Source organism: Bacillus cereus group sp. MYBK30-2 (genome assembly GCF_051915945.1).
Taxonomy (GTDB): Bacteria; Bacillota; Bacilli; order Bacillales; family Bacillaceae_G; genus Bacillus_A; species Bacillus_A paramycoides.
The window spans coordinates 568,753-592,303 of the sequence record NZ_JBQAFR010000001.1; the positions used below are offsets into that span (position 1 = coordinate 568,753).

Below are 23,551 nucleotides of genomic sequence, written 5' to 3' on the forward strand. Positions count from 1 at the left end.
AAAACAAGTAGTAAATTCAATACACTGTATCCTATTTGAACACCTGTTTTTATACGTACACATAATAGACCATCTAAGAAACAAGTTTGTTCCATAAATTTAAAACCTTTTTAATTAGTAGCCAAGATATTAACAAAAATAAGAGATAGCAACTATGATAGCTGCTATCTCTTATTTCAAATCTTACTTTTTCTTTAACTTATAAAGGCTTTTATATAAACAGGGTCTCTTCCCCTGAGAAAAGTGCACAAATTTTACTGATTTTGATTAGGACTATCTGTACTAGCAGCTTCACCATGTATACGTTGCTTTTTTAAATCAAAGTATACATCTAAAACTTCCTTTCCAATTATAGAATTAATTCCACTTTTATCATTATGAAGCCATGGGACTACTACAGAAAATGCTATTTCTGGATTATCATATGGAGCATATCCAACTAATGTTAAATTGTAACATTCCATACGTTCTCCTTTTGCATTTCTACCAATTGGATCATCTCCACCATATACAGTTTGAGCTGTCCCTGTCTTTCCTGCTGGTTTAAATGGAGCATTTTTGAAATACTTCACACCAGTTCCATCACCTTCTTGGAATACCCATCTAAAACCTTCTTTTATCCGATCAATATATTCTTTCTTCATATCAACTCGATTTAATACGACAGGCTCTATGGAGCGTATAACTTTACCTACCTCTTCTTCTTTTATTGATTGCTCTCGTATTTCTTGTACAATTTTGGGTTGCATTCTATATCCACCGTTAGCAATTGTTGAAATATATTGTGCTAATTGCAATGGCGTATAAGTATCATACTGACCGATAGAGAAATCTAGTAAAAATCCAGGTTGACTATCTACTTTTCTAGTTTGCCCAGTTATTTCATTCGGTAAATCAATACCTGTTGGGACCCCTAAACCAAATTGTTTAAAATAATAGCGCATCGTATCAAATGCTTCTTGTTTAATATCCAATGAACCATTTGGTACGTAATTAACCCCTGCGATTTGTAAGGCTGTCTGGAACATATATACATTCGAAGATACTTGTAAAGCTCGTAAATCGTTAATATTACCAAATCCGGATACATTCCATGATTTCTTAGCTTGTGTACCTTTAAATTTCATCGGTGCGTCATAAAATTGATCTCCTGGCTGTATTGCCCCTGTCTCGTATCCAGTTAATAAAGTAGCACCTTTTACAGCTGATCCTAGTTCATACGAAGTTGTCATGTTACCTAATGCCAAATCCTCAATCTCTACTTTCCCTTCTTTTTCTACAATCTTTTTGCCTGCCATAGATAAAATCTGTCCGTTATTTGGATTCATCATGACGACAAAAGCTCGGTCCATCAATGGCTCTGAACTCTTAAAAGCTCTCAAATTTTTCTCTATACTTTCTTCCACTTTCTTTTGTAATTCCATATCAATCGTTAATATTAAACTATTACCACTTTTTCCTTTAGAGATTATTTCTGTGTTTATAATGTTTCCTGATTTATCAGTAATGTTTTTAACTTCTTCTTTTTTACCGTGTAATGCATCTTCATATCGTTGTTCAATATAACTCTTCCCCACACGATCATTACGGTTATATCCACGTACTAAATAAGAATCTAAGTGTTCTTTTGGTAAACCTTCTTCGCTACTTGTAACATTTCCTAATACTGAACGAAATAAATTACCATATACATAATTACGTTCCCAATCAACCGTTGCATCTACTCCTGGAAATTGTGCAAGGTCTTCACTTATCCGCGCATATTCTTGATCTGTTACATTTTTTTTAATAATTTGTGGTGTTAGTTGATAACCGGAACTCATTCTACTTTTAATGGCTAACACATTTAAATCTTGTGCTGTTAATTCTGCCAGTTCCGCTTCTGTCACACGACTTCGTCTTAAGTCTTCAATTTTTTTGTCTAGTTCTTTTCCCTCTATTCCCTTTTCTTTAAACTTTCCTATGTCTTTTTTAGTAATCTTTGATTCCGCACGTTTCGTATTCAATTGCATCCAGAAATCTTTTTTATCGATATCGGTTAACTTATTTATATCTTGCTCAGGCATTTCAAGTATTTTTGCCAAGTCTTTTGCTGTTTTTAAAATATTTTCATTAGTTATCCCCTTCACCCTTGTATACGTAATAGTACGAAGAGATTGATTATTAACAACTATTTTCCCTTCTCGATCAAGAATTTGTCCACGTGGAACCGGATTACTAGTTGTTGCATTTTGACTGTTTTCCACTTGGTTCTTATAAGCCTCTCCCTCAACGATTTGTACTTTTCCTAGCTGAATAATAATAGCTGAGAATAGTAAAAATATGCAAAGGAACATTATATTTAATCGAATAGATATATATGTCTTCTGCTTCTTTACTTTTTGTTTTTTCATAAATCCTCCATATAATTCTTCCGGAACTCTTCACTAATACTTAGTAAATAAATATACTAAATACGTTCCCTATATATTAGAAACCACCATTCAGTTATAAATAGTGTCTTATCTTTTTTTCTAAATCCTTGTAAGCGTCAATTCCTTTTCGTTTAGCCGCGTAATTGATAAATCTCCTTTCCTGTTTTTCTCTCTATTTTTTTTGTCGCTTGCATTAGAAATGCTAAACTGTATAATGACTCATATTAAACTTACACATAGACTTGCTAGTAACTTTTCATACTGATTATTCCTTTCTTCATGCTGTAATACTTAATAGACAACCTAAGTAATAAAGTTGTTCCACATTTACAAAAAAAATAATTAACTATAAGATGAAATAGGCTACATAAGGGAGGGTTATATGTTACATACAAAAAGATGGAGATTTTTTGCGGTTCTTTCTATTGTAGGTTTGATTTTAATAATTTTATTAAAAATCAACTTCATTTCAATTACTATCGCAACTTCTTCAGCTGAAAGAGGAAAAATTTTTGATCAAAATGGTGTAATACTAGCTACAAATAAGGAAGTTCAGTCTCTATATTGCACTTCTAATGATGAAAAGCTATCGAATCAAGATACATCAAACGCATTAGCTTTTTTCAATCAATTTTCAAGCGAGTTTCAACATGACATTTCTGCAGAGAACATAAAATCGCAATTAAAACAATCTTGTAAAAAGCAGACTATGAATGATATACCGTTATACTCTGACATAAATGAGAATGAACTTACATTCATAAACAAGAACAAACCCAATAATGTAATAATCAAAGATGAATTGATTCGATATTATCCCAATCACGAAATTGGTTCACAGGTAATTGGGTATGTAGAAAATGACCTTAATTCTAAGTATGGACCTGTTGGAAAAAGTGGGATTGAGCTTCAATATGATAACTATTTAAAGGGGAAACCAGGAAAAACTCTTATTTTTAAAATGAATAATAAAAAGTTCTTATGGAACATTCAAAAAGTACAAAAAGGAAAAGATGTCAGGCTAGCTTTAGATTCTAAGCTGCAGCAAAAAACAGAGGAAGCATTAAAATCTCAAATTAAGAAAATACCTGATGCCAATGCTGGTTATGCTGTAGTGACCGATGTAAAAACTGGTACAATTTTAACTATGGCCAACTCAGCAGTTTTTGATCCAAATACATTACATACACATGTATCATCTAAAAAAGAAAACATCAAATCATTGTCGCAAAATAAAGCAATTCAAAAATTAAAGTATGGTGAATCTTATGTAAATATGGCCTCTACTATAAAGCCACTTACTATTTTAATTGGATTAAATGAAAAGCTTTTTCAACCTGAAGATACTTATTTAGATAAAGGTACTTTTCAGTATGATAATCAAAATAACATTACGAATGCACCTGGAACGCCAACAGGTGAGATTACACCGAGTCAGGCTATCATTAATTCATCTAACACATTTATGACAGCAAAAATAGCTCTACCCTTATTCAACCAAAATAATGGGAATATAGAAAAAGTGGCAAATATATGGACAGATTATTTAATGCAATTCGGCCTTCGCTCTAAAACTGGGATTGATTTACCCTTTGAAGAAGACGGACAATATCAACTTCATCCATCTAGTAAGTTTGAAAATGGAATCTCTGCTTTATTAAATGCCTCTTGGGGAGGAAATGAAATACACACCCCTCTTCAACTTGCTCAATATGCAGCAACTTTAGCAAGTAAAGGTGATAAATATAAACCTCAAATCGTAAGTGCTATTATTGATCATGACGGTAATGATTCAAAAAAGTTTAAACCAATCTTAGAAAGTTCTAATCGATATCCGATGAAATTTTGGAGTGTCGTACAAAGTGGGATGAGTCAAAATATAGAGGAAATTAAAAGGTTGCCCTTTGACGTCGCAGGTAAAACAGGCATAACAGGTTCTCCAAATGAACAAGAAAGAGTGATCAATCATTCTCTTTTCATTGCATATGCTCCTGCAAAAGATCCTCAAATCGCAATTTCTGTCGTTATTCCAGGTGGTAAGACAGAAAAAAATAGTGCCGCTCTCGTTACATCAGAAATCTTAAAGTCCTGGAATTCTCTTCAAAAAGAGGATAAAGATAAAGAGGAAGGTTCATTAAAGTGAACCTTCCTCTTTTACCATATAGAATCTATATTCGTTATTTTCCATTTACCTTCAGCGTTCTTCTCGAACATGAAAGAATATTTAATATCAGTTAAAACATATTCTTTTTGTACATATCCAGTATGACCGTTAATTGTCGATATTTTTATATATCCATCATTCTGCACTTTTTCTGGAATCCAAGCTTTTACCATTTCATTAGATACTTCATATAAAACTTGTGATTCTCGTTTTGGTTCAGCTAAAATTTTTGTTTTATTTCCAGTAACAGTTGCATATATAAAATGCGCTTGATTTGGTTGGTTACTTTCTGTCAATCCATTTGGTACTTTGTATACTTTCTTTGTATCATTTGCAAATTCTCCCCCCATTGTAAGAGCGACTTGCAACTCATGAAAAATATCCTCATCAAACTTCAATTCATCCTTCTTATAAATCTTCCCTTTAAATAGAACTTCATCATTTAACGCTCTATACAGGTCATTTTCATTTTTTAAATTTGCACTTCGATATATATCATTCATAAATTGTTTTAATGATGGATCCTGAGCAGACTCATCTTTTGTTTTAGGCTTAATTTGAGTACTACTTTGTACCGGTGATTTATTATCATCAAGCCAAGGTTGTTGAACAATAAAAAATAACATTGTACAAGCCAAAACAACTACAATAGGCAATACTTTTCTACGAAATGGTCTTTTGTATGTTGCAGAATCTACTTCACTATTTTGGTCTATCGATTGCTTTATTTTATAAATAAATTCTTTTTCATCTTTACGATTCTCCATTGGACCGTTTTTTAATTTGCTATACCAGTCGGGATTTTTTTTACTGTTCATCACTTCTACCCTCCCCTATTAATTTTGAAACCTTACTTCTCGCTCGGCTTAATCTAGATTTGACTGTTCCAATTGATACACCTAAAGTTTCAGCCATTTCTTCATAAGATAATTCATATTTCGCGTCTAATATTATTATTTCACGATGTTTTTTAGGTAGTTTTAATACAACATCCCACACATCATTGATTTCCTCTTGATTAAAAAATTCTTGTTCTGCCGATGGAGATTGCTTATCGTCACTAGAAAATCCCACTAAAGATATCCTTTTAAAATAAGAGGATTTCAAATAGTTTATTGCCGTATTTCTTGTAATTTTTAATATCCACGTTTTAATAGATGACTCCTTTCGAAACGAATGCCAATGTTTAAAAACCTTTATAAATACATCTTGTGTGATGTCATCTGATAAGTGTGGATCTTTCGTAATAATAAAGGAATAATTCCATACATCTTGCCAATAGTCTTTTATAACATAGTCAAGCTCATCATGATTACATTTTTCAATAAACTTCTGTTCCATTTCCACACCTCAAACTTATTTGAATAAACATAAAACTGCCCTCACTTTTAATATGGTTTCAATATATAGACATGATACAAGTTTCATTTGTTCCATTGTTTATCTTTTTTTTGATAGAAGAACCCTCCTAAAAAATGTAAAGGTGTGCAATAATTTTCATTAGATAATCATTTATACATTCTCTTAAATGACAGGCTCCTACAAAACAAGTAAAGCATACAATGTCAAAAATACACTCATAAAAATCTGATTATTATTTTTGAATTTTACGCAACACTCCACTTGTATCACCTATTTTTCTAAGAGCATACTTATTTGTGTGCTCTATTTATTTTTTACTGAATAACTGTTTTGTTAAAGTTTAAAATCTGCCTCGCTTGTCCATTTCAATTTGTTCTTCTTTTATATTTACTATTAGCAACGCCAAGATTTCAGATATGAAAATAAAAATGAACAAGTTTTTTATCACCAGCTGCATTAGCGCCTGGACCAATCGGATCCGCACTCCCAGCTATGCAATTTTACACTTCCTCTGGTTTTAAATCAGTATTTAGGACAAACTACCAATCAGCCGGTACTTGCAAATATGATGAGGTATCAGCTTTCTAGAGCCACAACAAAATAAAAAAGCATTCTCGATTAGGAAGAATGCTTTTTTTGAAATTTAATTGTTCTTTATTTTGCCCAATTTATACCTTTGAGTTAAGCAAACATATAATAAATTTAGTAAAAGATTTCACCTTCTAATTAAGTATTATTTCTGAAAAACATGTTTTACTTTTTCGCCTGGAACATTGCTCCCTCCTCTTCCTTTTACATCTTCGATCATCATGGTAACAATCATGTCTGGCGCATTTGCATCAAAAGCTGCAAACCATCCAAGTTCTTTTCCGTCTGCTTCTTTCGACTCCTTCAGTTCTGCTGTACCGGTTTTACCAGCAAGAGTTACACCATCAACCTTAGCAATTCTCCCCGCGCCATCAGGGTCATTAATGACTTTTATTAATGCACTCTTTAATATCTCTTGATTCTTTTTAGAAACCACATTTTCTTTCCAATTCCCCGCTACTTTTGCTTCTTTTAAAAGATGAGGCGACGGAATATTCCCTTCATTCACAATCGGGGCATATGTTAATGCTAAATGAAGTGGTGTCATCAATACTTGTCCTTGTCCATATCCCGTGTCTGCTAGTTGAATATCATTTTTTATCCCATCTTTTGCAATTATTGAAATAGGAAATTCGTATTCGATTGGTAATTTTTCATGAAACCCGTACTTCTTAAATTCACTTACATACTGATCTTTTCCCATTTTCAAAGCTTGTTGAGCAAAATAAATATTATCAGAGTACTTCATTGCCTTATCAAAATCAATTGGACTAGCATCCTTCACACGTGTTACATAATAATTTCCCCAAGATGAATCTTTTGTCCACTTTAATCCTTGAATTTTAAATTCTTCCTTAGGATTTATTGTGTTTGTTTCCAAACCAATTGCACCTGTAATCGTTTTAAATACGGAACCTGGTACAAATGCTTGTGTGAAGCGATTCATCATTGGCAGTTTCGAGTCGTTATTCCATGCTTCTCGTTGGGCTTTTGATGCTCCTCTAACAATTATATTTGGATTATACGCGGGGCTACTTACAAGTGCGATTGTTTCACCCGTTTTAGGATTGACCGCTGCACTAGATCCTGCTTCATTTTTCATCTCATTAAAGATTTTTTCTTGAATTGCAGCATCAATTGTTAACGTAACATTTTCCCCTTCTTTTGCTTCTTTTTTTGCTACGTTTTTAATCTCTTTCCCATTCTCATCTTCCATAAATACGCGTCCACCCTTTTCACCACGCAATTTATTCTCTAATACTTTCTCTAAACCTGTCTTACCTACTAAATCATCTGCTTGATAACCTTTTTTTTGAAGCGATTTTAACTCCTCTGCATTCACCTTTCCTATATATCCAGTTAAGTGTGCCGCTGCTTCTCCTAATGGATACGTACGAATATTTACTGGGCGAGATGAGACTCCTTCTAATTCAATATAATCATTCTGTCTGGTTCCCTCTTTCAAAATACCAATTGGTACAAAGGAGTCTGGTTTTATCCATTTCGCTGCGAGCTTCTGATCGACCTCTTCTGTAGACATATCAAGTAATTGTGCTACTATTTCTTTTGTTTGCGCTGCCGTTTCGCCTAGTTTCTCTGGAATAATTCCAACCTCAGTCGCTTTACCATTCGTTGCAAGCCCTTTCCCATTTCGATCATATATTTCTCCGCGTTTTCCTTGCTCTGTTTGCATACGTACTTTGTAATCTTTTTTCATACCTGGGAAAATGAAGTCTGGTGTCCAATCTATTTTCCAAGATTCCTTTTCTTTCACGAGTTTTGCTTCATGGATGAATGAAACCGTTCCTCCATCCGTATCCATATTAACTTCAAAAAGAAAAAGTTCTTTATCTTTAGCATTCTCTCCCTTCATTTTAATTTTTAAATTCTTAACTCCAATACCCTCATAGATTTTTTGATATTTCTCTGTGAAATCCTTGTTAGAAATCGTTTTTTTTGCATGTTCTGATAAATGATCATACATATTTGTAAATTTTTTATCATTCCATAAATTGATATATTCTTCAAATGCTTGTTTTGGTGGTTCGTTTTTATTACATCCTACCAACATAATTCCGAAACAAAAGAAAAGCAGCATCCATATTTTTTTCAATTCAATCTTCTCCCTTAGTTATAAATGATTATTCCTTTCTTAATTTATTAAATAAAAAATGTTTTAACGCTTAATAGACAGTGTAAGTAATGAAATTGTTCCACATTTACAAAAAAATTAAATTTATGGTTAAGTTGCATTCGAAGGGGAAGATTTTAAGATTCTTACAAACAAAAGAAGCGAATCTATTTAGCAATCGGTATCATTATTAGTGTTGTTTTAACAATTTTATTTAAAATACCTTTTAGTTCGGGTTCGCTGCTCTCATCTTTTTTTGTAGATATTTGATACAAAAAAAGAATCCTTATACTAAGGATCCTGCAACATAAAATAACAAAAATATAAACAATAAAAAGAATTACTTAAAGTATAATTTATAGGCACTCTATATCCTTCTTTTTCGCATCAAAACCCCCTGCGCTGTATGCGACAGGGGGTTAGTTCATTCTACAGCTTATTTAGAAGAGTCATGTACAGGCAAACTACTCAAAATCAATTCAGCAACTTTTACATATCCTTTTGAGTTTGGATGAATTAAATCCGTAGACCAAAGCGTATTGTCATTAACTAAATGATGATTCCAAAAGTCAACATGATGAAGCTTATACTCTCTACTCAGTGAAAGTATAACTTCATTTGCCTCTAATAATTGTTCTCTTAATACTTGTTTTTTTTCAGAAGAAAGAGGAAGCCTAACTGTAAAATCTGGAAGGTTTGCTATAATAATATCAGCACCTGTTTTACTTAATGTATCTATCATAAATTCCATATCGTTCTTATATGCATGATGATTCCAACTTCCCTTTAAAACATCGTTTGCACCTGCAATTAGACTAACCAAATCTGGATTAAAAGTTAATGCCTTTCCCAATTGTTGCGAGCGAATTTCTTTAGTTACTAACCCACGTTTTGCAAAATTAGCATACTTTAAATCGTTTTCACACAGTTGAACAAAATGATCTACCCAGCTTTTTAATGCTATCCCCTCAACTTCATCCCCTATCCCCTCTGTAAAACTATCACCAATCGCTACAAATCGCTTCCACATATCTATTCCCCCTTTTTTATTATTCATATCTACACTATACAATAGCCCACAGCGTAATATAAGAAAATTCACGTTATTTTCTCGCGGAAATAGGTTGAGACCAACTATCTTTGTCATTATCATTTAATCGTACTTGAAAAACATATATAGGTTGAGAAAAGCCTTTTGTATCAGCGTAGTAACCTATATTATAATCTGTAATGACTAATGTATCACCTGCTTTGAAAGACATTATAGGATCAAAGTCTCCTTGTTTTAGTTTTTGAAATGCTTCTTTGGGAGACAGAATTTCGACATCTCGAATATGTAATTTTTTTGTAATTTGCTCATTGTCATCAGGCATTTTTGTAATTTGCTCTTTGTAAACAGGCATTTTTTTACCTTCGTCTTTTAACTCTATTGATGTTTTTATAGTGACATCAGACATATCTGTTTTTGTAATGGGATCAATAGGCGTATTCCCAAATTCCTTCATTTGATACGAAATAATTATTCCAAATGCAACGAAACTTACTGTAATCGGAAGGAATACATATTTGATCATTTGTGTATCCATTTCTTTTTTCTTCAACAATATAAGAACTATATTTAACATAGAATATCCTAGCATCATTCCTAAAGTATTATGAAGTAAATCGGCTAGTTCCATACTTCCACGTTGCATTGTAAATTCAAGGATTTCAATCAATAAACTTGCTATAATTGAACCGATTAACATCCATTTTGTTTTTTGAAAAACATTACTAAATAAAGGTAATAAAATTCCTAACGGAAAAAGCATACCTATATTTACAATGATATGGAAATAAGAAGAAAATGAAAAGGTATTCCATGCTTTTTTATAAATACTAAGTACATCAAAGTCAATTGTTCTTGCAAAGGTTATATCATCTGAACGGCCAAATGAAGTAGCTGATAATGCGAGGGAATAATATCCTATTATAAATATAAACAATATAATTTGTTGTACGGTAAATTCCCCCCCACCTTTACATACCTTTTTGTATACTACAAAGTAGCTAAAAACAAACATGAGTAGTAACAAGAATGTGAGTTGTATCGTAGGAATTGCAACGGTAACAAGTAGTTCGGAAATAAAGTTCATTTTACACCTCTGTTTTTACGAATAAAATATTCAATAGTTTTATATAACATTTTAGATATAGATAGCGATGTGTTGTTACCTCTAATAATTATTAATACAAAATTAAACCTGTATCCATTGAGCATTTCTTCCTCTTGAAACTAACGTTTTACAAGTTATACTTTCGGCTATGTCTGGATAAACGTTACGAAGATTCTCTTTAGTAAGAGGATTTTTGGAGTTAAGTATAAAATTAAAAATTTGTTCAATTTTAGTATGTTTACATTTAGAATCCAAAATTGACCGATTCCTAATATACTTAGGAACCGGTAATATTCGTATATTTACTAAAGAAATAAGATTCCTCCAAGTATTACACTTTTTTTTGACAATTTGCTGTTCTTTGTTTTGCCCAGTTGATACATTTCTTTTCAACTAAATGATACGAAACTATAGAAAAAAGTATTGTCATTGTAATACACAAAGTAAGAAGGAAAAAGATAGGTATCTTTGTATACAAAAGTTTAAATAGTACCATCATGATTGGAAAATGACACAAATAGATACTGTATGAAATTTCTCCTAAGTATACAAATACACTCTTATTTAAAAATGCTTTTACTTTTAGGTTACTCATGGCCATAATAATAAATATACTAACACCGATTACGACACCCCAATCTTTTAATAAGAAAGTAGTATCATTACGGGAAAAACCGTAAATTAAAATGGAATATAAATATAGAATAATCCCTAGTGCAATAAGAAATCCTTTATTAAATTTTTTCATATTCCTATATAAGTAGATAAGTTTTTCCTGATGCTTAAAAAGTAACATTCCAACCATAAACATAGATGTGAAATGCAATGTATCGGCATAGCCATTATAAAATCCCTCTGCTTTCCCAATATGCAACATATTAAGGAAAATACTAATTAAAGAAAAGCTTAAAGCAAATAATATCGTTTTCTTCCAACTCAGTTTATAAAAAAGAAGGAATAACAAAGGAAACACAATAGATATACGCATTTCTTGAGCCAATGACCAGATAACTGGATTATAATTTTCCGTAAAGAAGTTATTAAGAAGCACAAAGTGGTTTATAATATCTATTTTTGTTATAGACCCTTGCCACCTATCATAGAACCAATCCCGTAGTCCTGCCACTTCATACGACGAAAACAAAATAAATAAAGCAAAGGTAATGATTATCCAAAAATAATAAGGGATATAAATTCGTACAAATCGCTTAATTAAATATCCCCAATAATTTGTTTTTGAATGATAAAGTGCCATAGATAACACAAAACCACTTAGTACATAAAAAACGATTACAGCTTCTCCACCCGCCCATAAAAACCTAAGCGGGGAAAATTTAATAGAATTAGGCAACGATGGTAGCATTAAACAAAAATGTCCAAATACCACTGTAAGTGCCGCTAACCCTCGTATGGAATCTAATTCTTTTATTCTCTTACTCATAAAATGTTCTCCTTGTAAATTGTAGATTTTGCTGTTAATAAAGGCCACTATACTAGTGTAGTGGGAGAATTATACATAATGTTTCTTTAAATTCCTAATATAAGCAGTACAAAGTCAATCTATTTGTCTGTTTAAGGGAACTTTCATATTTAGGCATAAGTTATATAATAATAGAAAGAAAAAAGAAATTTCATTCTATAAAATCGTATTTTCGTTTAGAAAACATTTTAAAACTTTTTTCTAAACCCTCGTTATAGTCTGTCTGTTTATCTGTCCATTGAACACCCTTATTTCCAGGCCACCCTGAGGTATTAGCAACATGTTTTAATAGCTCTGGTCCTTTTAAATTTTGCTGTAAACCACGATTATATGCATTTATCATATTAGATATTGCAATTCGAGTATTTGTTTCTGCATTTTTCAAATCTTCGTTCGTTAAATCTTTAGGTGCTAGTCCACCTCGATGAAGCTGAAACAGTCCAAATGATGTGCCTTGATCTCCGACTGCATTTTGATCAAACTTACTTTCATGGAATGCAATCGATAATGGAATCCATGGTGGTATACCATGCTCTATTGATATTTGTTGAATCGTGTCTCTTACTTTAGCTCGGTTAGTATGATGGTCATATGCGTATTTTGTAAGATATAGCCCTACTGTTAAAACCAAAATAAATACTCCACTTTTTATTAATGTCCCTCTCATCGACGTCACCTCACTTGTCAGTATCAAAGATTGTCACTAGTAATCATATCTTTTTGGGATATGAACTCGTAATCATCTATCATTTTGTTATTCTTTGTTTCATTAATTACCGATTTTCAGGTGAGATTATTAGGGGGCCCTCCATATAACATTCGCTTTTATCACTTTCGGTACATTTACTTTTGTATGGGAGAGAGTTTTCTCTGTATGGTACCATCCATTAAAATCGTACTTTTTTCTCGAATACCTTATTTTTTATTCGATTGAAATTAAAGAATAACTATATAAATAGGGATAAACACTATAAAAAGATATTTAAATTTCTTTAAAATATTCATTTTTTGGCCTCCATTTCTTTATATAAATAATTTAAAACAAAATATTTAATACAAAGAAAAGATTTTATTAAATTTTTATAAAATTTAATAAAAGAAATGAGTACCAGATATTAATTTTTTATTGTCACATGATGGAATAATGAATGTTTTTCCATCACATAACTTTATTAAACTAACCTTGCACCAGAATCCTTTGAATCGAAAGATTCATAATAAACGCCATCCTTTCTGTATATTTCTACAAAAAGAATAGCGTTTTTTAATTATATGGATACAAATTTATCTTAGCTTGATAGCAATATCAAAAGTTCCGAAGAACCAAATTTGAGAATTAATGCAATCTTCCATTCCAAGCTATCCACATAAGAATCTATAATACCTTGAAACTCTTTGTTTCAGATTAATATTTAGTTTTATCCTATAAAGTTAGCTTTTTACTATATCAACCGTACTATCCCACATACCGCTAAAAAAAGATCCGATTTCGCGCATAAAACGTGTAAACCAATTTGCTTGTTCTACATCAGATTTTGTTACAAGGTCTACTTGTAATGATTTACCTGATAAAAAACCAGGATCTGTACTATCTTTAGGTGAGATAATCATTTTACTAATTGTTACATCTTTTTTAATAGGTGCTTCTTGTTCTTTATTCGATACTATAAATTCATTTGTATAAACATCTTTGTTGCCCTTCGGCATTGGAAGTGAAACAGCTTGCTTCGTTTGAACAACTACATCTTTGTCCTTTGCATTTGCTACTCGTACTGTTTCATACCCTTTTACTACTGAATCTTTTCCATAGACCTTCTTCACTTGAAAATTCGCAAATCCATAATCATATAATTTCTTTGTTTCATCAAAACGTGCTGTATGAGAGTTTGCTTTTATCACTACAGAGATTAGACGCATACCGTTTCTTTCTACTGTACCAGTAAAACAATCTCCAGCTTCTGGAGTAGTTCCTGTTTTCAAGCCATCTACACCTTCGTATTGCTTAATTAAACCTTTTAACATCCAGTTAAAGTTCGTCATATCAATCGGATACTTGCCACCATTTTGGAATGTTTTTTTAGGGATTTTTGCTGTATCTAATATTTTCGGGAAATCTTGAATAAGACGTTGTGCTAAAATTGCACAATCTCTTGCAGACATTTTATTTTTCTCGTCTGGAGTTGTCCCTTCTGGGTGATGTCCTTTTAAATCTTGGTTTGTTAAACCTGTAGAGTTTACAAATTTATAATTTTTCATTCCAAACTCTTTTGACTTATCGTTCATCATTTTTACGAAATCAACTTCTTTTCCAGCAATCTCTTCAGCTAAAGCAATTGTTGCACCGTTTGCAGAGTAAATTGCCATTGCCTCATATAACTCTTTGACCGTATAAGAGCCACCATTTTCTAATGGAACGTTTGATAATGAGCGATCTTGCGAAATCTTATATGCATATTCAGAAATTTTAACTTTTTGATCCCATTTAAGTTTTCCTTTATCCACCGCTTCATGAACTAAGTATTCACTCATCATTTTTGTCATACTAGCAATTGCTAATAATTCATCTGCATTTTTTTGATATAAAATTTTTCCGGAATTTGCTTCTACTAAAATTGCTGATCCTGCTTCTACGTCTAAAACAGGGACTGTTTCCGCTGATGCTCTTCCAGATGTAACAACCATGCTACAAAATAGTGTAAGCACTGTTACTATTGCAATAAATCTCTTGCAAAACATACCTTTCACTTCTGTTACCTCCAATATCTTTGTACTCAAAAAAACGTTATTTTAACATAATCTCCCAAAAATAGACAGTGTTATCAAATTCTATATACATATAAGACATTAGGATCACTTTCATATAGACCATCTCATTTCACCCTTTTAGGCGCACTGACACTTAGTATTCCCACACACATCCCTATTTTTAATACCTTTGTATTTTTCAAAATGATCCGTACTTTCATATTTTTTAGGATTACACTTAATAGACAATCTAAATAATGCATTTGTTCCGCATTTACCAAAAAATAAAACCAGTGTGCCCCGATTAAATATCGAGACACACTGGTAGCCTAGCATTAGTTTATTGGCTATCAAGGGTTTTAATTATTCAATCCAACTATTTGCTAGACTCATACCAGATATGAATTTTTCTTATTCTAAACTAGTAGTTTTTTATAATAAGAAAACTACATCCTATATTGAATGTAGTTTTTCTAGATAATTTATTTATATTTCACTTCATTTTTATAAAAAGCAAATAATGGTTCAATGGTCGGACTAGATAAAAGAGGAATTGCCTTCTCAATCAATTCTCTATCCCAATCAAACCAACGCATTTCCATTAGCATATTCATTTCTGTATCAGTGAATCGTTTCTTTATTTCCTTAGCAGGATTTCCACCAACTATTGTATACGGCGGAACATCTTTACATACGACAGATCCTGCTGCAACGATTGCACCTTCAGCGATTGTAACGCCAGGCATTATTATAGCATTCATTCCAATCCAAGCATCGCTTTTAATGACTGTGTCGCCCTTTGGTTCATATGATTGTTCTATTTGCTCAGCGAATGGATACACTGTAATCCATTCTGAGTGATGATTATGATTCCCACCCATTAAAATGATAACTCCACTTGCAATACAAACATAATTTCCAATTATGAGTTTATCAAGATGCCAACCCATCTGTTCAATTGGATTGAAAAGTGCTTGGGACTTAGCATCGCCCCATAAATATCTTACACAACCATCTTCAAAATTTTGATGTCCATAATATCCTGAATAATAGGAGTACTCTCCTACTTCAATAAGTGGATTTGTTACTATATCTTTTAAATACTTTGTTTCAGACCAATGATTAAATAATGGGTGCTTCATAACTATATTCCTCGCTTCTAAGTATTATAGATTTTTGCAATTCACTTAGAAGCTTAATACGACAGCGACATTTTTTAGCTTTCTCAAACGACGAATCATTATCTTCAAGCCTTTCTTTTATAATAAAAGCATCTTAACGTGATAAATTACATAAGTCAAATTGTAAAATTATGTACTCAAACTAAATAGTATTATACCGAAATATGAGCATTAAAACGATTAAGCTTTACATAAATCCCCTAATCAATTGATTAGGGGATTTATGAGTACCTATACAAAATTTCATAATCCTTAAATTAATATTTATGTATAAAATAATAAATTGTTCAACATTTTCCTTTTATTTTAAAGCTTTAAAACTAATTTCTTTCTCGATTTAATAACCTCGTATCTTATGTAAGGTGACTTTTCTTATTTTAAATTTTTTGGTTGGTTCCCTCTATTTGTAACAATTAAACAACGTGTGTTTATAATAAAAAAAGTCCCCTGAATGATAGAGGACTTTCTTTACAAGTATATTTTATTTTAAAAGATATTGCTGTAACTTCTTTATTAACAGTTCTGTTCCCTCTGGACTTACAACAATCTTCCCATTCGCTAACGATATATTCCTGTCTGAAATATCACCTGTGATTGCACAAGCTTGTGAAGATTGATATTTCCGCAAAATAATCTGATCCTCTTCCACAAACATTTCTAGAGCATCTTTTTCTACAATTCCTAAACTCCGTCTTATTTCCATTGGAATAACAATACGCCCCATGCTATCTGCTTTACGAGTAATCCCTCTTGATTTCATAAAATGCCACCCTTTATTTTTATCTACTATTACAGCAATTAGTTTAACAGTAAACCTCAATAAGGAATAGTTCGTATTACAGCAATTTTTTCAAAAAATAAATTATAATAAAGGATAGTTCATATCAAAGTTGTCTCTTTTTTATTCTTGTTTTTCAATATATTTATCTCTAATCATTTTTATATAATGTTCTTTTTCTGTTAGTTCAAAAATAAATAAAGCCTTATTAAGGCAATTAAACCCCTCTTTACTAGATTGCTCAAGTTTTAAAAAATTCCAACCTTTTTCAAAGTATAGTTCACCTAATAAGTATAAAGTATTTAAATTAATAGCTAATTTGATGCCCTTATCACTGCATTTTATTGCTTCTTCATGTTGATCTGTTAAGCCTAAAGATTTTGTTAAATTAAAAATGATTTTTAATTTAATTTCTTTATCTCTAGGAAAATCTAACTTATTAAAATTATTTAAACATCTTCTTAATATATTAATACTTTTTTCGTATTCTTTGTTTTCTGCATGAAAAATAGCCATTGTATGCATAATATCTATTTCTCTTTCTGATAAAAAATCAATATTGGTTAAAGTTAGTTGTAATGCATTATTTAAAAGATTTAAAGCAGTTTTTGTTGATTTTTTCACAGTAAATATAGCAATTGCTTCATGCCATATTAGAAATTGTTTATCTTCTTTTGACTGGAAATTATTTTCGTTTTTCTCTTTTTTCACTATTTCATAAAGTTCTTTATATTGTTTTTGCTTTATGCAATCTCTTATTACACATTTTACATTTTCTACATATTTTAATTTTTTGTTTTGAGTTAGCGCAAATATATAATTCGGATCAATACCAAGTCTTTCAGATAATTGATACAACAATATGCTAGATGGATAAATAATACCTTTTTCTATCTTACTGATTTGACTTTGTGAACATATTCCATGACATAATTCAGATTGTGATATATTTTTTTTCTTTCTAAGTTCTTTAATAATACTACCGAGATTGTAGAATTCCATTTCTCCCCCTCAAATGTAACAATTTATGAGTATAAGAATATTTTCTAACTTTTAATGTAATGTAAAATTAGTATAGTTGCAATTACTAATTATATTGATTTATAGTTTCTTTTACAAACTTGTATCGCAATGAGAGAAATTATTACACTTAAAAGGAATAAAGGGTATTGAATATGATTTTTAGCTTTATTTCAAATAATAGTTTCTTTTGATTTTTATTTTAATCATTTCGAAGGAGCTTATTTTATGAACAAAATGTTAACCGAAAGAGAGTTAGAAGTGGCTATTTATGTAGCACAAGGATTAACGGATGCAGAAATTTCCAGTAAAATATATGTTAGCCCTAGAAGAATTTCAACGATTATTAATCATATTAAAGAGAAATGGCATATTAATTCTAGAGTGGAATTAGGTATTTTAGTTTATCATTATGGGTTTATAGATGCACCTTTATTTTCAAATAAAGACAGTCGTTTATTCGAAAAGATTGCACAATAAATGGCGAAATATAATGAGTTTAAGTTATAAATAAAAATGGAAGAGCCGATAAACTTTTATTATTTGGGTAACTCCACCACTTTTAATATTTCAGGCATTAATATAAAAAGGTTAGAGAATTAGCTTCTCTAACCTTTTTATTTGCACTATAATGTTTCCAAAAGTAAAGATGAGATGCACTAATGCTACCATTAATCTTTTTGCTTGTTCCCTGTTCAACCTTGTATAAATAACAAAAAAGAATCAACAGATTCACCCCGTGCGCTTCAATTCCTGCGGAATGTACTTTCCACTTATCACCTAAATATTTTTTTCCCCAAGCTTAAATGATAATGGAAGGCAACATGCCGCACGACATGTACATAAATGTATTACATATCGAGCCGATGACGAAAACTGTGTATTGTACAGATGCATTTGAACTGAATACTGAGGTTAAGTTTGATGAATTAGTGAATATAAATTTAAAAAATCCGCCCATCAACCAGGACGGCTCTTGTTTTTACTTCACTTACACATAGGCTTCATTTGCTGTTATATAGTATGTTTTACACTTACTATTGTGTACTTTGTATTGATACGAACCATTCACCCTTACTTTCGCATCAGTTGCAAATCCCAACCCTGCATCTACAGAACCAGCGACATCTTTCCCCTGCCAAGCAGGGTATATTATTGAAACGTAGATTATTAACCTTAGCAACAACACGCTTACCTACAAAGGGACTACACAGTAATTTCTCCTATTATTTATATAAATCATGCTTAGTTAAATTGGTTTGATGTTATAAGGAGCAAAAAACCTCTAAATGTTTATTTTATAATTACATAAACAATCCCAACATCTCCAAAATTTGATATAATGATACAGTTATTAATAGCAATTAGGGAGATATATAGCATGAACGATACAAATATGCCAAAAGGAAAAGAAATGGTTAAGCGGACTCCATTCGCTTCGGTACCGAAGAAATTCATCGGTATTGGTAAGATTGTTAAAAAACAAACAAAAGTGGAGCGCCCTACATTAACCCAAGACGAACAAGAAATTATTGAAAACAAGTTATTATGTTCATTTCTTTCTGAAGAGAAGATATTGATTACTTATTATAGAGATGGTCATTTGCTTACTAGATATATGACTGTAACTGACATAAATCCGATAAAGAATTTAATAACTTGCACTGATGCATCTTATAACAGAATTTTTCTTAAATTTATAGATATAATTAATTTGAGATAAAAAACATACTATTTTTTCAAATATAGCCGGTAATAAAAATGAAAGAATTTTGTATTCTAGGTTAAATACAGATAGAGAAAGATTGAAAATTTCTTTGGTATTATTCAATCTAATTATTGTTTATTTAACAGCGTTTGAGAGTATAGAACACTTTAAACAAGAGTTTGAAAAATGTATCCATTATTATCACAATCGGGTTAAGTCAAAATTAAAAGGCATGAGTCGGTTGAATACCGAACTCATGCCCTAAAGGATGGCGAATGAAATACGCAGTCTAACGTTATGGAATTAGTTCATTTTTTATAGTCTGCTTTTCATTTCATCGTTTATTACTTAGCTAACTCTTTCGTCCCCTTCATTACATCAACGAAGAATCCCCAGTTATTCACAACAGAAGAAATACTAATATGTTCATCTGGAGTATGGACATTGAAAATATCCGGTCCAAATGAAATCGCATCTAATTCAGGCATTTTTTGAACGAATACACTACATTCAATTCCTGCATGTACAGCGAAGATTTCAGCATCTTTGTTGTATTTCTCTTTATGCACTTTTTCAAATAAATTGCGAATCTGTGAGTTTGGATTGTATGGCCATTCTGGATACTCTGACTCTTTTTCAAATCTTGCACCAACTAATTCGGCAATATATTTAATTTCATCTGCAATATGTTGTTTTAAACTACTTACAGAACTTCTTACTTCGTTTCGTAATTTAATTTCATCTTGCAATGTTTCAATTACTCCTAAATTTGTTGAACTTTCTACAAGACCTTTAATATCCATGCTCATACTTTGAATACCATTTGGAATTAAGAATAATGATGAAATAAGCTGCTTTTGTGTTTCTTTAGCAAATACTTTTTCTATTTTCTCATCCAATTTTGTAAGTGTAACATGAACATCTGGATCAACAGCACGCATTTCTTCTTGTAACACTCGTGTCCATGATTCTAGCTTTCCTTCTACTTGTTGCATATCTTCTGGACGTAATAAAATTGTAGCTACACTTTCACGCGGAATTGCGTTTGTTTTTAGGCCGCCGTGAATCTCACTTATATTAAATTGAATGTTAGTTGATAAATCACGTAAAACTCGTCCTAGTACTTTGTTCGCATTTCCGCGTTGTTTATCAATTTCCATACCAGAATGTCCGCCCTTAAGTCCTCCGACATATAGACGGTATGCGCCCATATCAATTGGTGCCTCATCCCAAATTACCGAAATTGTTTCAACCGCTTTCGCACCACCTGCGCTACTTACAAGTAATTTATGGTCTTCTTCAGAATCGATATTAATAAAAATCTTTCCATCAAAATGATTTGGATCAACAGCGAAAGCTCCACCCATTGTCGTTTCTTCTTCCGTTGTAATGACAACTTCTAAAGCTGGATGCGGAATATCTGCTGAATCTAATAAAGCTAATGCATATGCAACAGCGATACCGTTATCAGCACCTAAAGTTGTTTCGTTTGCATATAACATATCTCCAATAATTCTTAGTTCAATCGGATCTTTCTCAAAATCATGAACTGTTGCTTGGTTTTTTTCGCACACCATATCAGAATGCCCCTGAATGATAATAGCTGGAACATTTTCATAGCCAGCAGTTGCTTCTTTTTTAATAATGACATTTAATGCTTCATCTTGAATCACTTCTAAGTTACGCTCTTTCGCAAAACTCACTAAATAATCACTAATTTCCTTTTCATTACCTGACCCTCTAGGAATCTTTGAAATTTCTGCAAAATGATAAAATACAGGGTGCTTTGTTAATTGTTCTAAAGTAGAATACATTTTTCAAGCTCCTCTCCAAATGAAAAAATAATATGTAAGTCCTTTATCATTATAACATGATTCATTATTTTACCTTCCTTTTAACTTTTTAAAAATTTGTTATATTTTGTACACCTTATCCCCCTATACTCTTACAACATTGTAAGAGTGTTGTAATCTTAATCAATTTTTCTAATAAAAAAATAGTCGTATACTTTTTAAAGAAACAATTCGAAGGAGATAAAGAGTATGAAAAAGTTTTTTGCTGTTATTACACTATGTTTATTATTTTCTAGTTTTACGATTGGCTGTGAGAGAGCGTCATTAAATAGAATTGGCAAAGATGTATATTACGTGCAGATAAAAGGTGAAGGCGCTATCGAAAAAGTAGAAGGTAGAAGCTTACGGAATTACACGTTGCCCGCATATGATGAAGACGGAGTCAAAAAACAAATTACATTTAGAAGTACAAAAAAAGAAAACGACCATAAATTAAATGAAAACGCGTTTTTACGCCTTTATGTAGATCAAGAGGATAAAGATAAGAATGAAATATCATCTATTGAAGTGAAATCCTATGAGGAAATTCAGGAAGCAGATTTACCTAAAAAAGTAAAAGGAAAGTTTAATGTTAACTAAATTGAAACTAATCCACAAATAACGGAATAAAAAATAAAAGAAAATGCTCTATGCATTTTCTTTTATTTTTTTCACTTGTATATATTTCGAACTATTATTATTCATAAGCTTTTCTAACCGATTTATATTTTCCGTTAATGCACCTTTCACAAGAGAGAAATCTGTATTAGCTTCTTCTTTTTTTTCTTTAAAAAACGAAGATTTTTGTACATTTAATTCTGCCATCTCTTCTCCCCCTTTATAAAAAGATACAACCTTGTATTTATATTATATAGCAAATGCAGACAGAGTGTACACTTATGATTTTCTTTTTAATTCTTCTTCTAACTCTTCTACTTGTTGTAAAGTATCTCCTTTTATTAAAGAAAAATCTGTTGTATCTTCATTTTCTTCTTTAAAAAAATCATTGTCATAATCTTTTATCACTACAATCACCTCTACGTGCTAGTGTAGGAATGATTGTCCCATTTTATTCAACTTTGTCGGATTTTGTTCTAAATTTATGTATAGAAGAAAAGGACAGAAAACGATTCTGTCCTTACTTACTAAAATAACTATGATGTATTGTTAAATTATATACATTTTCAAAATCTCGATCTTGTAGATTATTCTTCTTCCCATCAATAACAATGAAAACATCACTAACTATTTTTGCTGGTATAATCCCAACGTTCTCTACTTGAACTGCTTTTTGTTCATTCAATTGCTCTATATATTCTAAAGGTATTGTAATACTAAATTGAGAGCGGATACCACGGAAATTCGTATTTAATTCATTCGCTGCTTCAAATACAACAATTTTCGCTCCAACCTTTTCCCCATATGAATCTAAAAATTCATTTAGACTTTTTGTATATGACTCTTCCGTATGCCATTCCATTGTACCGAATACTGCTGGATTTACATTTTGAATAATTGTCGTGTATATTTCTCCTCTCGCTTTTGAAGCAATTAATGACCGTTTAATTGATTGGACCGTCTTTCCGATATCGCTAAATTTCGCACCCCATATTTCTGAAATGTTAGGTGTCAAAATGAATGCAATATCAACGAAAATTACCATCGCGGTGAACATTAATAAGTTTTTCCAGAGGGTTAAATCGATTCCTTTTATCATGAAATAAACTGTGACTGATGTTATGAATAATCCATACCAAGTTTTTCGAATTCGTTGTTTCTTCTCCTCATACAATTCTTCATTTTTCCAATAAAAGAAAATAAGAACGACAAAGACGATTGCTAGAATAAATAAGCCGATTCGAATGTTAGAGATCGTCAATCACATCACCCTCCATTCAAAAACTACTCACGATATCATTACATGCGCAAGCAGCTCTCTTTATGACAAAAGACGTGGACAACCTTCTAAAATTAGCTACATCGCATATACAT

Annotated in this window: 20 protein-coding genes and 3 pseudogenes; 5 read left to right on the top strand and 18 right to left on the bottom strand. The window is 31.5% G+C overall.

All coding sequences use genetic code 11. The annotated features are described in order from the left end of the window. Nucleotides 1-254: 254 nt before the first annotated feature. On the bottom strand, nucleotides 255-2,393 hold the full coding sequence (locus tag ACTFQM_RS03015; protein WP_440033398.1) for a peptidoglycan D,D-transpeptidase FtsI family protein: 2,139 nt from the start codon (nucleotides 2,391-2,393) through the stop codon (nucleotides 255-257). Between the two features lie 403 nt (nucleotides 2,394-2,796). Here ACTFQM_RS03015 and ACTFQM_RS03020 point away from each other — a divergent pair, with 403 nt between their 5' ends. Then, on the top strand, nucleotides 2,797-4,557 hold the full coding sequence (locus ACTFQM_RS03020) for a peptidoglycan D,D-transpeptidase FtsI family protein (protein ID WP_440033399.1): 1,761 nt from the start codon (nucleotides 2,797-2,799) through the stop codon (nucleotides 4,555-4,557). 11 nt (nucleotides 4,558-4,568) lie between these two features. On the opposite strand, the gene ACTFQM_RS03025 is transcribed toward ACTFQM_RS03020, so the two are convergent. The 11 genes from ACTFQM_RS03025 to ACTFQM_RS03075 form a co-directional block, all read right to left on the bottom strand. Further along, nucleotides 4,569-5,396, bottom strand: coding sequence for an SH3 domain-containing protein (locus tag ACTFQM_RS03025; RefSeq protein ID WP_440033400.1), 828 nt, complete (start codon nucleotides 5,394-5,396; stop codon nucleotides 4,569-4,571). Then, entirely contained in the window at nucleotides 5,386-5,919 is a 534-nt protein-coding gene (locus ACTFQM_RS03030; RefSeq protein ID WP_440033401.1) for an RNA polymerase sigma factor, read from the bottom strand. Before ACTFQM_RS03030 ends, ACTFQM_RS03025 begins: the two co-directional genes overlap by 11 nt. Nucleotides 5,920-6,673: 754 nt before the next feature. Further along, complete coding sequence (locus ACTFQM_RS03035; RefSeq protein WP_440033402.1) at nucleotides 6,674-8,641, bottom strand: penicillin-binding transpeptidase domain-containing protein; 1,968 nt, start codon at nucleotides 8,639-8,641, stop codon at nucleotides 6,674-6,676. A gap of 454 nt (nucleotides 8,642-9,095) precedes the next feature. Further along, on the bottom strand, nucleotides 9,096-9,689 hold the full coding sequence (locus ACTFQM_RS03040) for an SGNH/GDSL hydrolase family protein (RefSeq protein ID WP_002172007.1): 594 nt from the start codon (nucleotides 9,687-9,689) through the stop codon (nucleotides 9,096-9,098). 73 nt (nucleotides 9,690-9,762) lie between these two features. Continuing rightward, the gene (locus ACTFQM_RS03045; protein WP_440033403.1) at nucleotides 9,763-10,794 is read right to left on the bottom strand and encodes a VanZ family protein; all 1,032 of its coding nucleotides are present in this window, start codon (nucleotides 10,792-10,794) and stop codon (nucleotides 9,763-9,765) included. Between the two features lie 352 nt (nucleotides 10,795-11,146). Then, nucleotides 11,147-12,304 (bottom strand): acyltransferase family protein, encoded by a 1,158-nt coding sequence (locus tag ACTFQM_RS03050; RefSeq protein ID WP_440033404.1) that lies wholly within the window; start codon nucleotides 12,302-12,304, stop codon nucleotides 11,147-11,149. Between the two features lie 142 nt (nucleotides 12,305-12,446). Further along, a complete protein-coding gene (locus ACTFQM_RS03055) occupies nucleotides 12,447-12,962 on the bottom strand; it encodes a transglycosylase SLT domain-containing protein (protein WP_071719556.1) in 516 nt (171 codons plus the stop codon). A 764-nt stretch (nucleotides 12,963-13,726) separates the two neighbouring features. Further along, nucleotides 13,727-15,040: a D-alanyl-D-alanine carboxypeptidase family protein gene (locus ACTFQM_RS03060; protein WP_440033405.1), complete on the bottom strand. Its 1,314-nt coding sequence runs from the start codon at nucleotides 15,038-15,040 to the stop codon at nucleotides 13,727-13,729. A 482-nt stretch (nucleotides 15,041-15,522) separates the two neighbouring features. Then, nucleotides 15,523-16,182 (bottom strand): CatB-related O-acetyltransferase, encoded by a 660-nt coding sequence (locus ACTFQM_RS03065; protein WP_440033406.1) that lies wholly within the window; start codon nucleotides 16,180-16,182, stop codon nucleotides 15,523-15,525. 520 nt (nucleotides 16,183-16,702) lie between these two features. After that, nucleotides 16,703-16,981: an AbrB/MazE/SpoVT family DNA-binding domain-containing protein gene (locus ACTFQM_RS03070; protein ID WP_002171992.1), complete on the bottom strand. Its 279-nt coding sequence runs from the start codon at nucleotides 16,979-16,981 to the stop codon at nucleotides 16,703-16,705. A 141-nt stretch (nucleotides 16,982-17,122) separates the two neighbouring features. Then, nucleotides 17,123-18,001 carry a helix-turn-helix domain-containing protein gene (locus tag ACTFQM_RS03075; RefSeq protein ID WP_440033407.1) on the bottom strand — a complete coding sequence of 293 codons (879 nt, stop codon included), beginning with the start codon at nucleotides 17,999-18,001 and terminating at the stop codon, nucleotides 17,123-17,125. 246 nt (nucleotides 18,002-18,247) lie between these two features. On the opposite strand from ACTFQM_RS03075, the gene ACTFQM_RS03080 reads away from it, so the two are divergent. Continuing rightward, complete coding sequence (locus tag ACTFQM_RS03080; RefSeq protein ID WP_440033408.1) at nucleotides 18,248-18,499, top strand: response regulator transcription factor; 252 nt, start codon at nucleotides 18,248-18,250, stop codon at nucleotides 18,497-18,499. 250 nt (nucleotides 18,500-18,749) lie between these two features. On the opposite strand, the pseudogene ACTFQM_RS03085 reads toward ACTFQM_RS03080, so the two are convergent. Together ACTFQM_RS03085 and ACTFQM_RS03090 are read right to left on the bottom strand one after the other, a co-directional pair. Further along, nucleotides 18,750-18,821, bottom strand: a pseudogene (locus ACTFQM_RS03085) (arsenate reductase); the annotation flags it as partial. A 189-nt stretch (nucleotides 18,822-19,010) separates the two neighbouring features. Beyond that, nucleotides 19,011-19,227 (bottom strand): annotated as a pseudogene (locus ACTFQM_RS03090) (N-acetylmuramoyl-L-alanine amidase); the annotation flags it as partial. A 173-nt stretch (nucleotides 19,228-19,400) separates the two neighbouring features. Here ACTFQM_RS03090 and ACTFQM_RS03095 point away from each other — a divergent pair. Together ACTFQM_RS03095 and ACTFQM_RS03100 are read left to right on the top strand one after the other, a co-directional pair. Beyond that, nucleotides 19,401-19,742 (top strand): YolD-like family protein, encoded by a 342-nt coding sequence (locus ACTFQM_RS03095; protein WP_002171988.1) that lies wholly within the window; start codon nucleotides 19,401-19,403, stop codon nucleotides 19,740-19,742. A gap of 81 nt (nucleotides 19,743-19,823) precedes the next feature. Beyond that, nucleotides 19,824-20,006 (top strand): annotated as a pseudogene (locus ACTFQM_RS03100) (IS3 family transposase); the annotation flags it as partial. 65 nt (nucleotides 20,007-20,071) lie between these two features. Here the strand turns inward: ACTFQM_RS03100 and pepD are convergent. Further along, nucleotides 20,072-21,541 carry a beta-Ala-His dipeptidase gene (gene pepD, locus ACTFQM_RS03105; RefSeq protein WP_440033409.1) on the bottom strand — a complete coding sequence of 490 codons (1,470 nt, stop codon included), beginning with the start codon at nucleotides 21,539-21,541 and terminating at the stop codon, nucleotides 20,072-20,074. A 228-nt stretch (nucleotides 21,542-21,769) separates the two neighbouring features. Between pepD and ACTFQM_RS03110 the strand changes: the two genes are divergently transcribed. Then, a complete protein-coding gene (locus tag ACTFQM_RS03110) occupies nucleotides 21,770-22,159 on the top strand; it encodes a YxeA family protein (protein ID WP_440033410.1) in 390 nt (129 codons plus the stop codon). 48 nt (nucleotides 22,160-22,207) lie between these two features. Here ACTFQM_RS03110 and spoIISB read toward each other — a convergent pair whose 3' ends face one another. The 3 genes from spoIISB to ACTFQM_RS03125 all read right to left on the bottom strand — a co-directional run bounded on the left by spoIISB (nucleotide 22,208) and on the right by ACTFQM_RS03125 (nucleotide 23,438). Further along, nucleotides 22,208-22,384 (bottom strand): stage II sporulation protein SB, encoded by a 177-nt coding sequence (spoIISB, locus tag ACTFQM_RS03115; protein WP_098308070.1) that lies wholly within the window; start codon nucleotides 22,382-22,384, stop codon nucleotides 22,208-22,210. 72 nt (nucleotides 22,385-22,456) lie between these two features. Beyond that, complete coding sequence (locus tag ACTFQM_RS03120; protein ID WP_002171984.1) at nucleotides 22,457-22,585, bottom strand: hypothetical protein; 129 nt, start codon at nucleotides 22,583-22,585, stop codon at nucleotides 22,457-22,459. Between the two features lie 112 nt (nucleotides 22,586-22,697). Next, on the bottom strand, nucleotides 22,698-23,438 hold the full coding sequence (locus ACTFQM_RS03125; RefSeq protein ID WP_440033411.1) for a type II toxin-antitoxin system SpoIISA family toxin: 741 nt from the start codon (nucleotides 23,436-23,438) through the stop codon (nucleotides 22,698-22,700). Nucleotides 23,439-23,551: the final 113 nt, after the last annotated feature.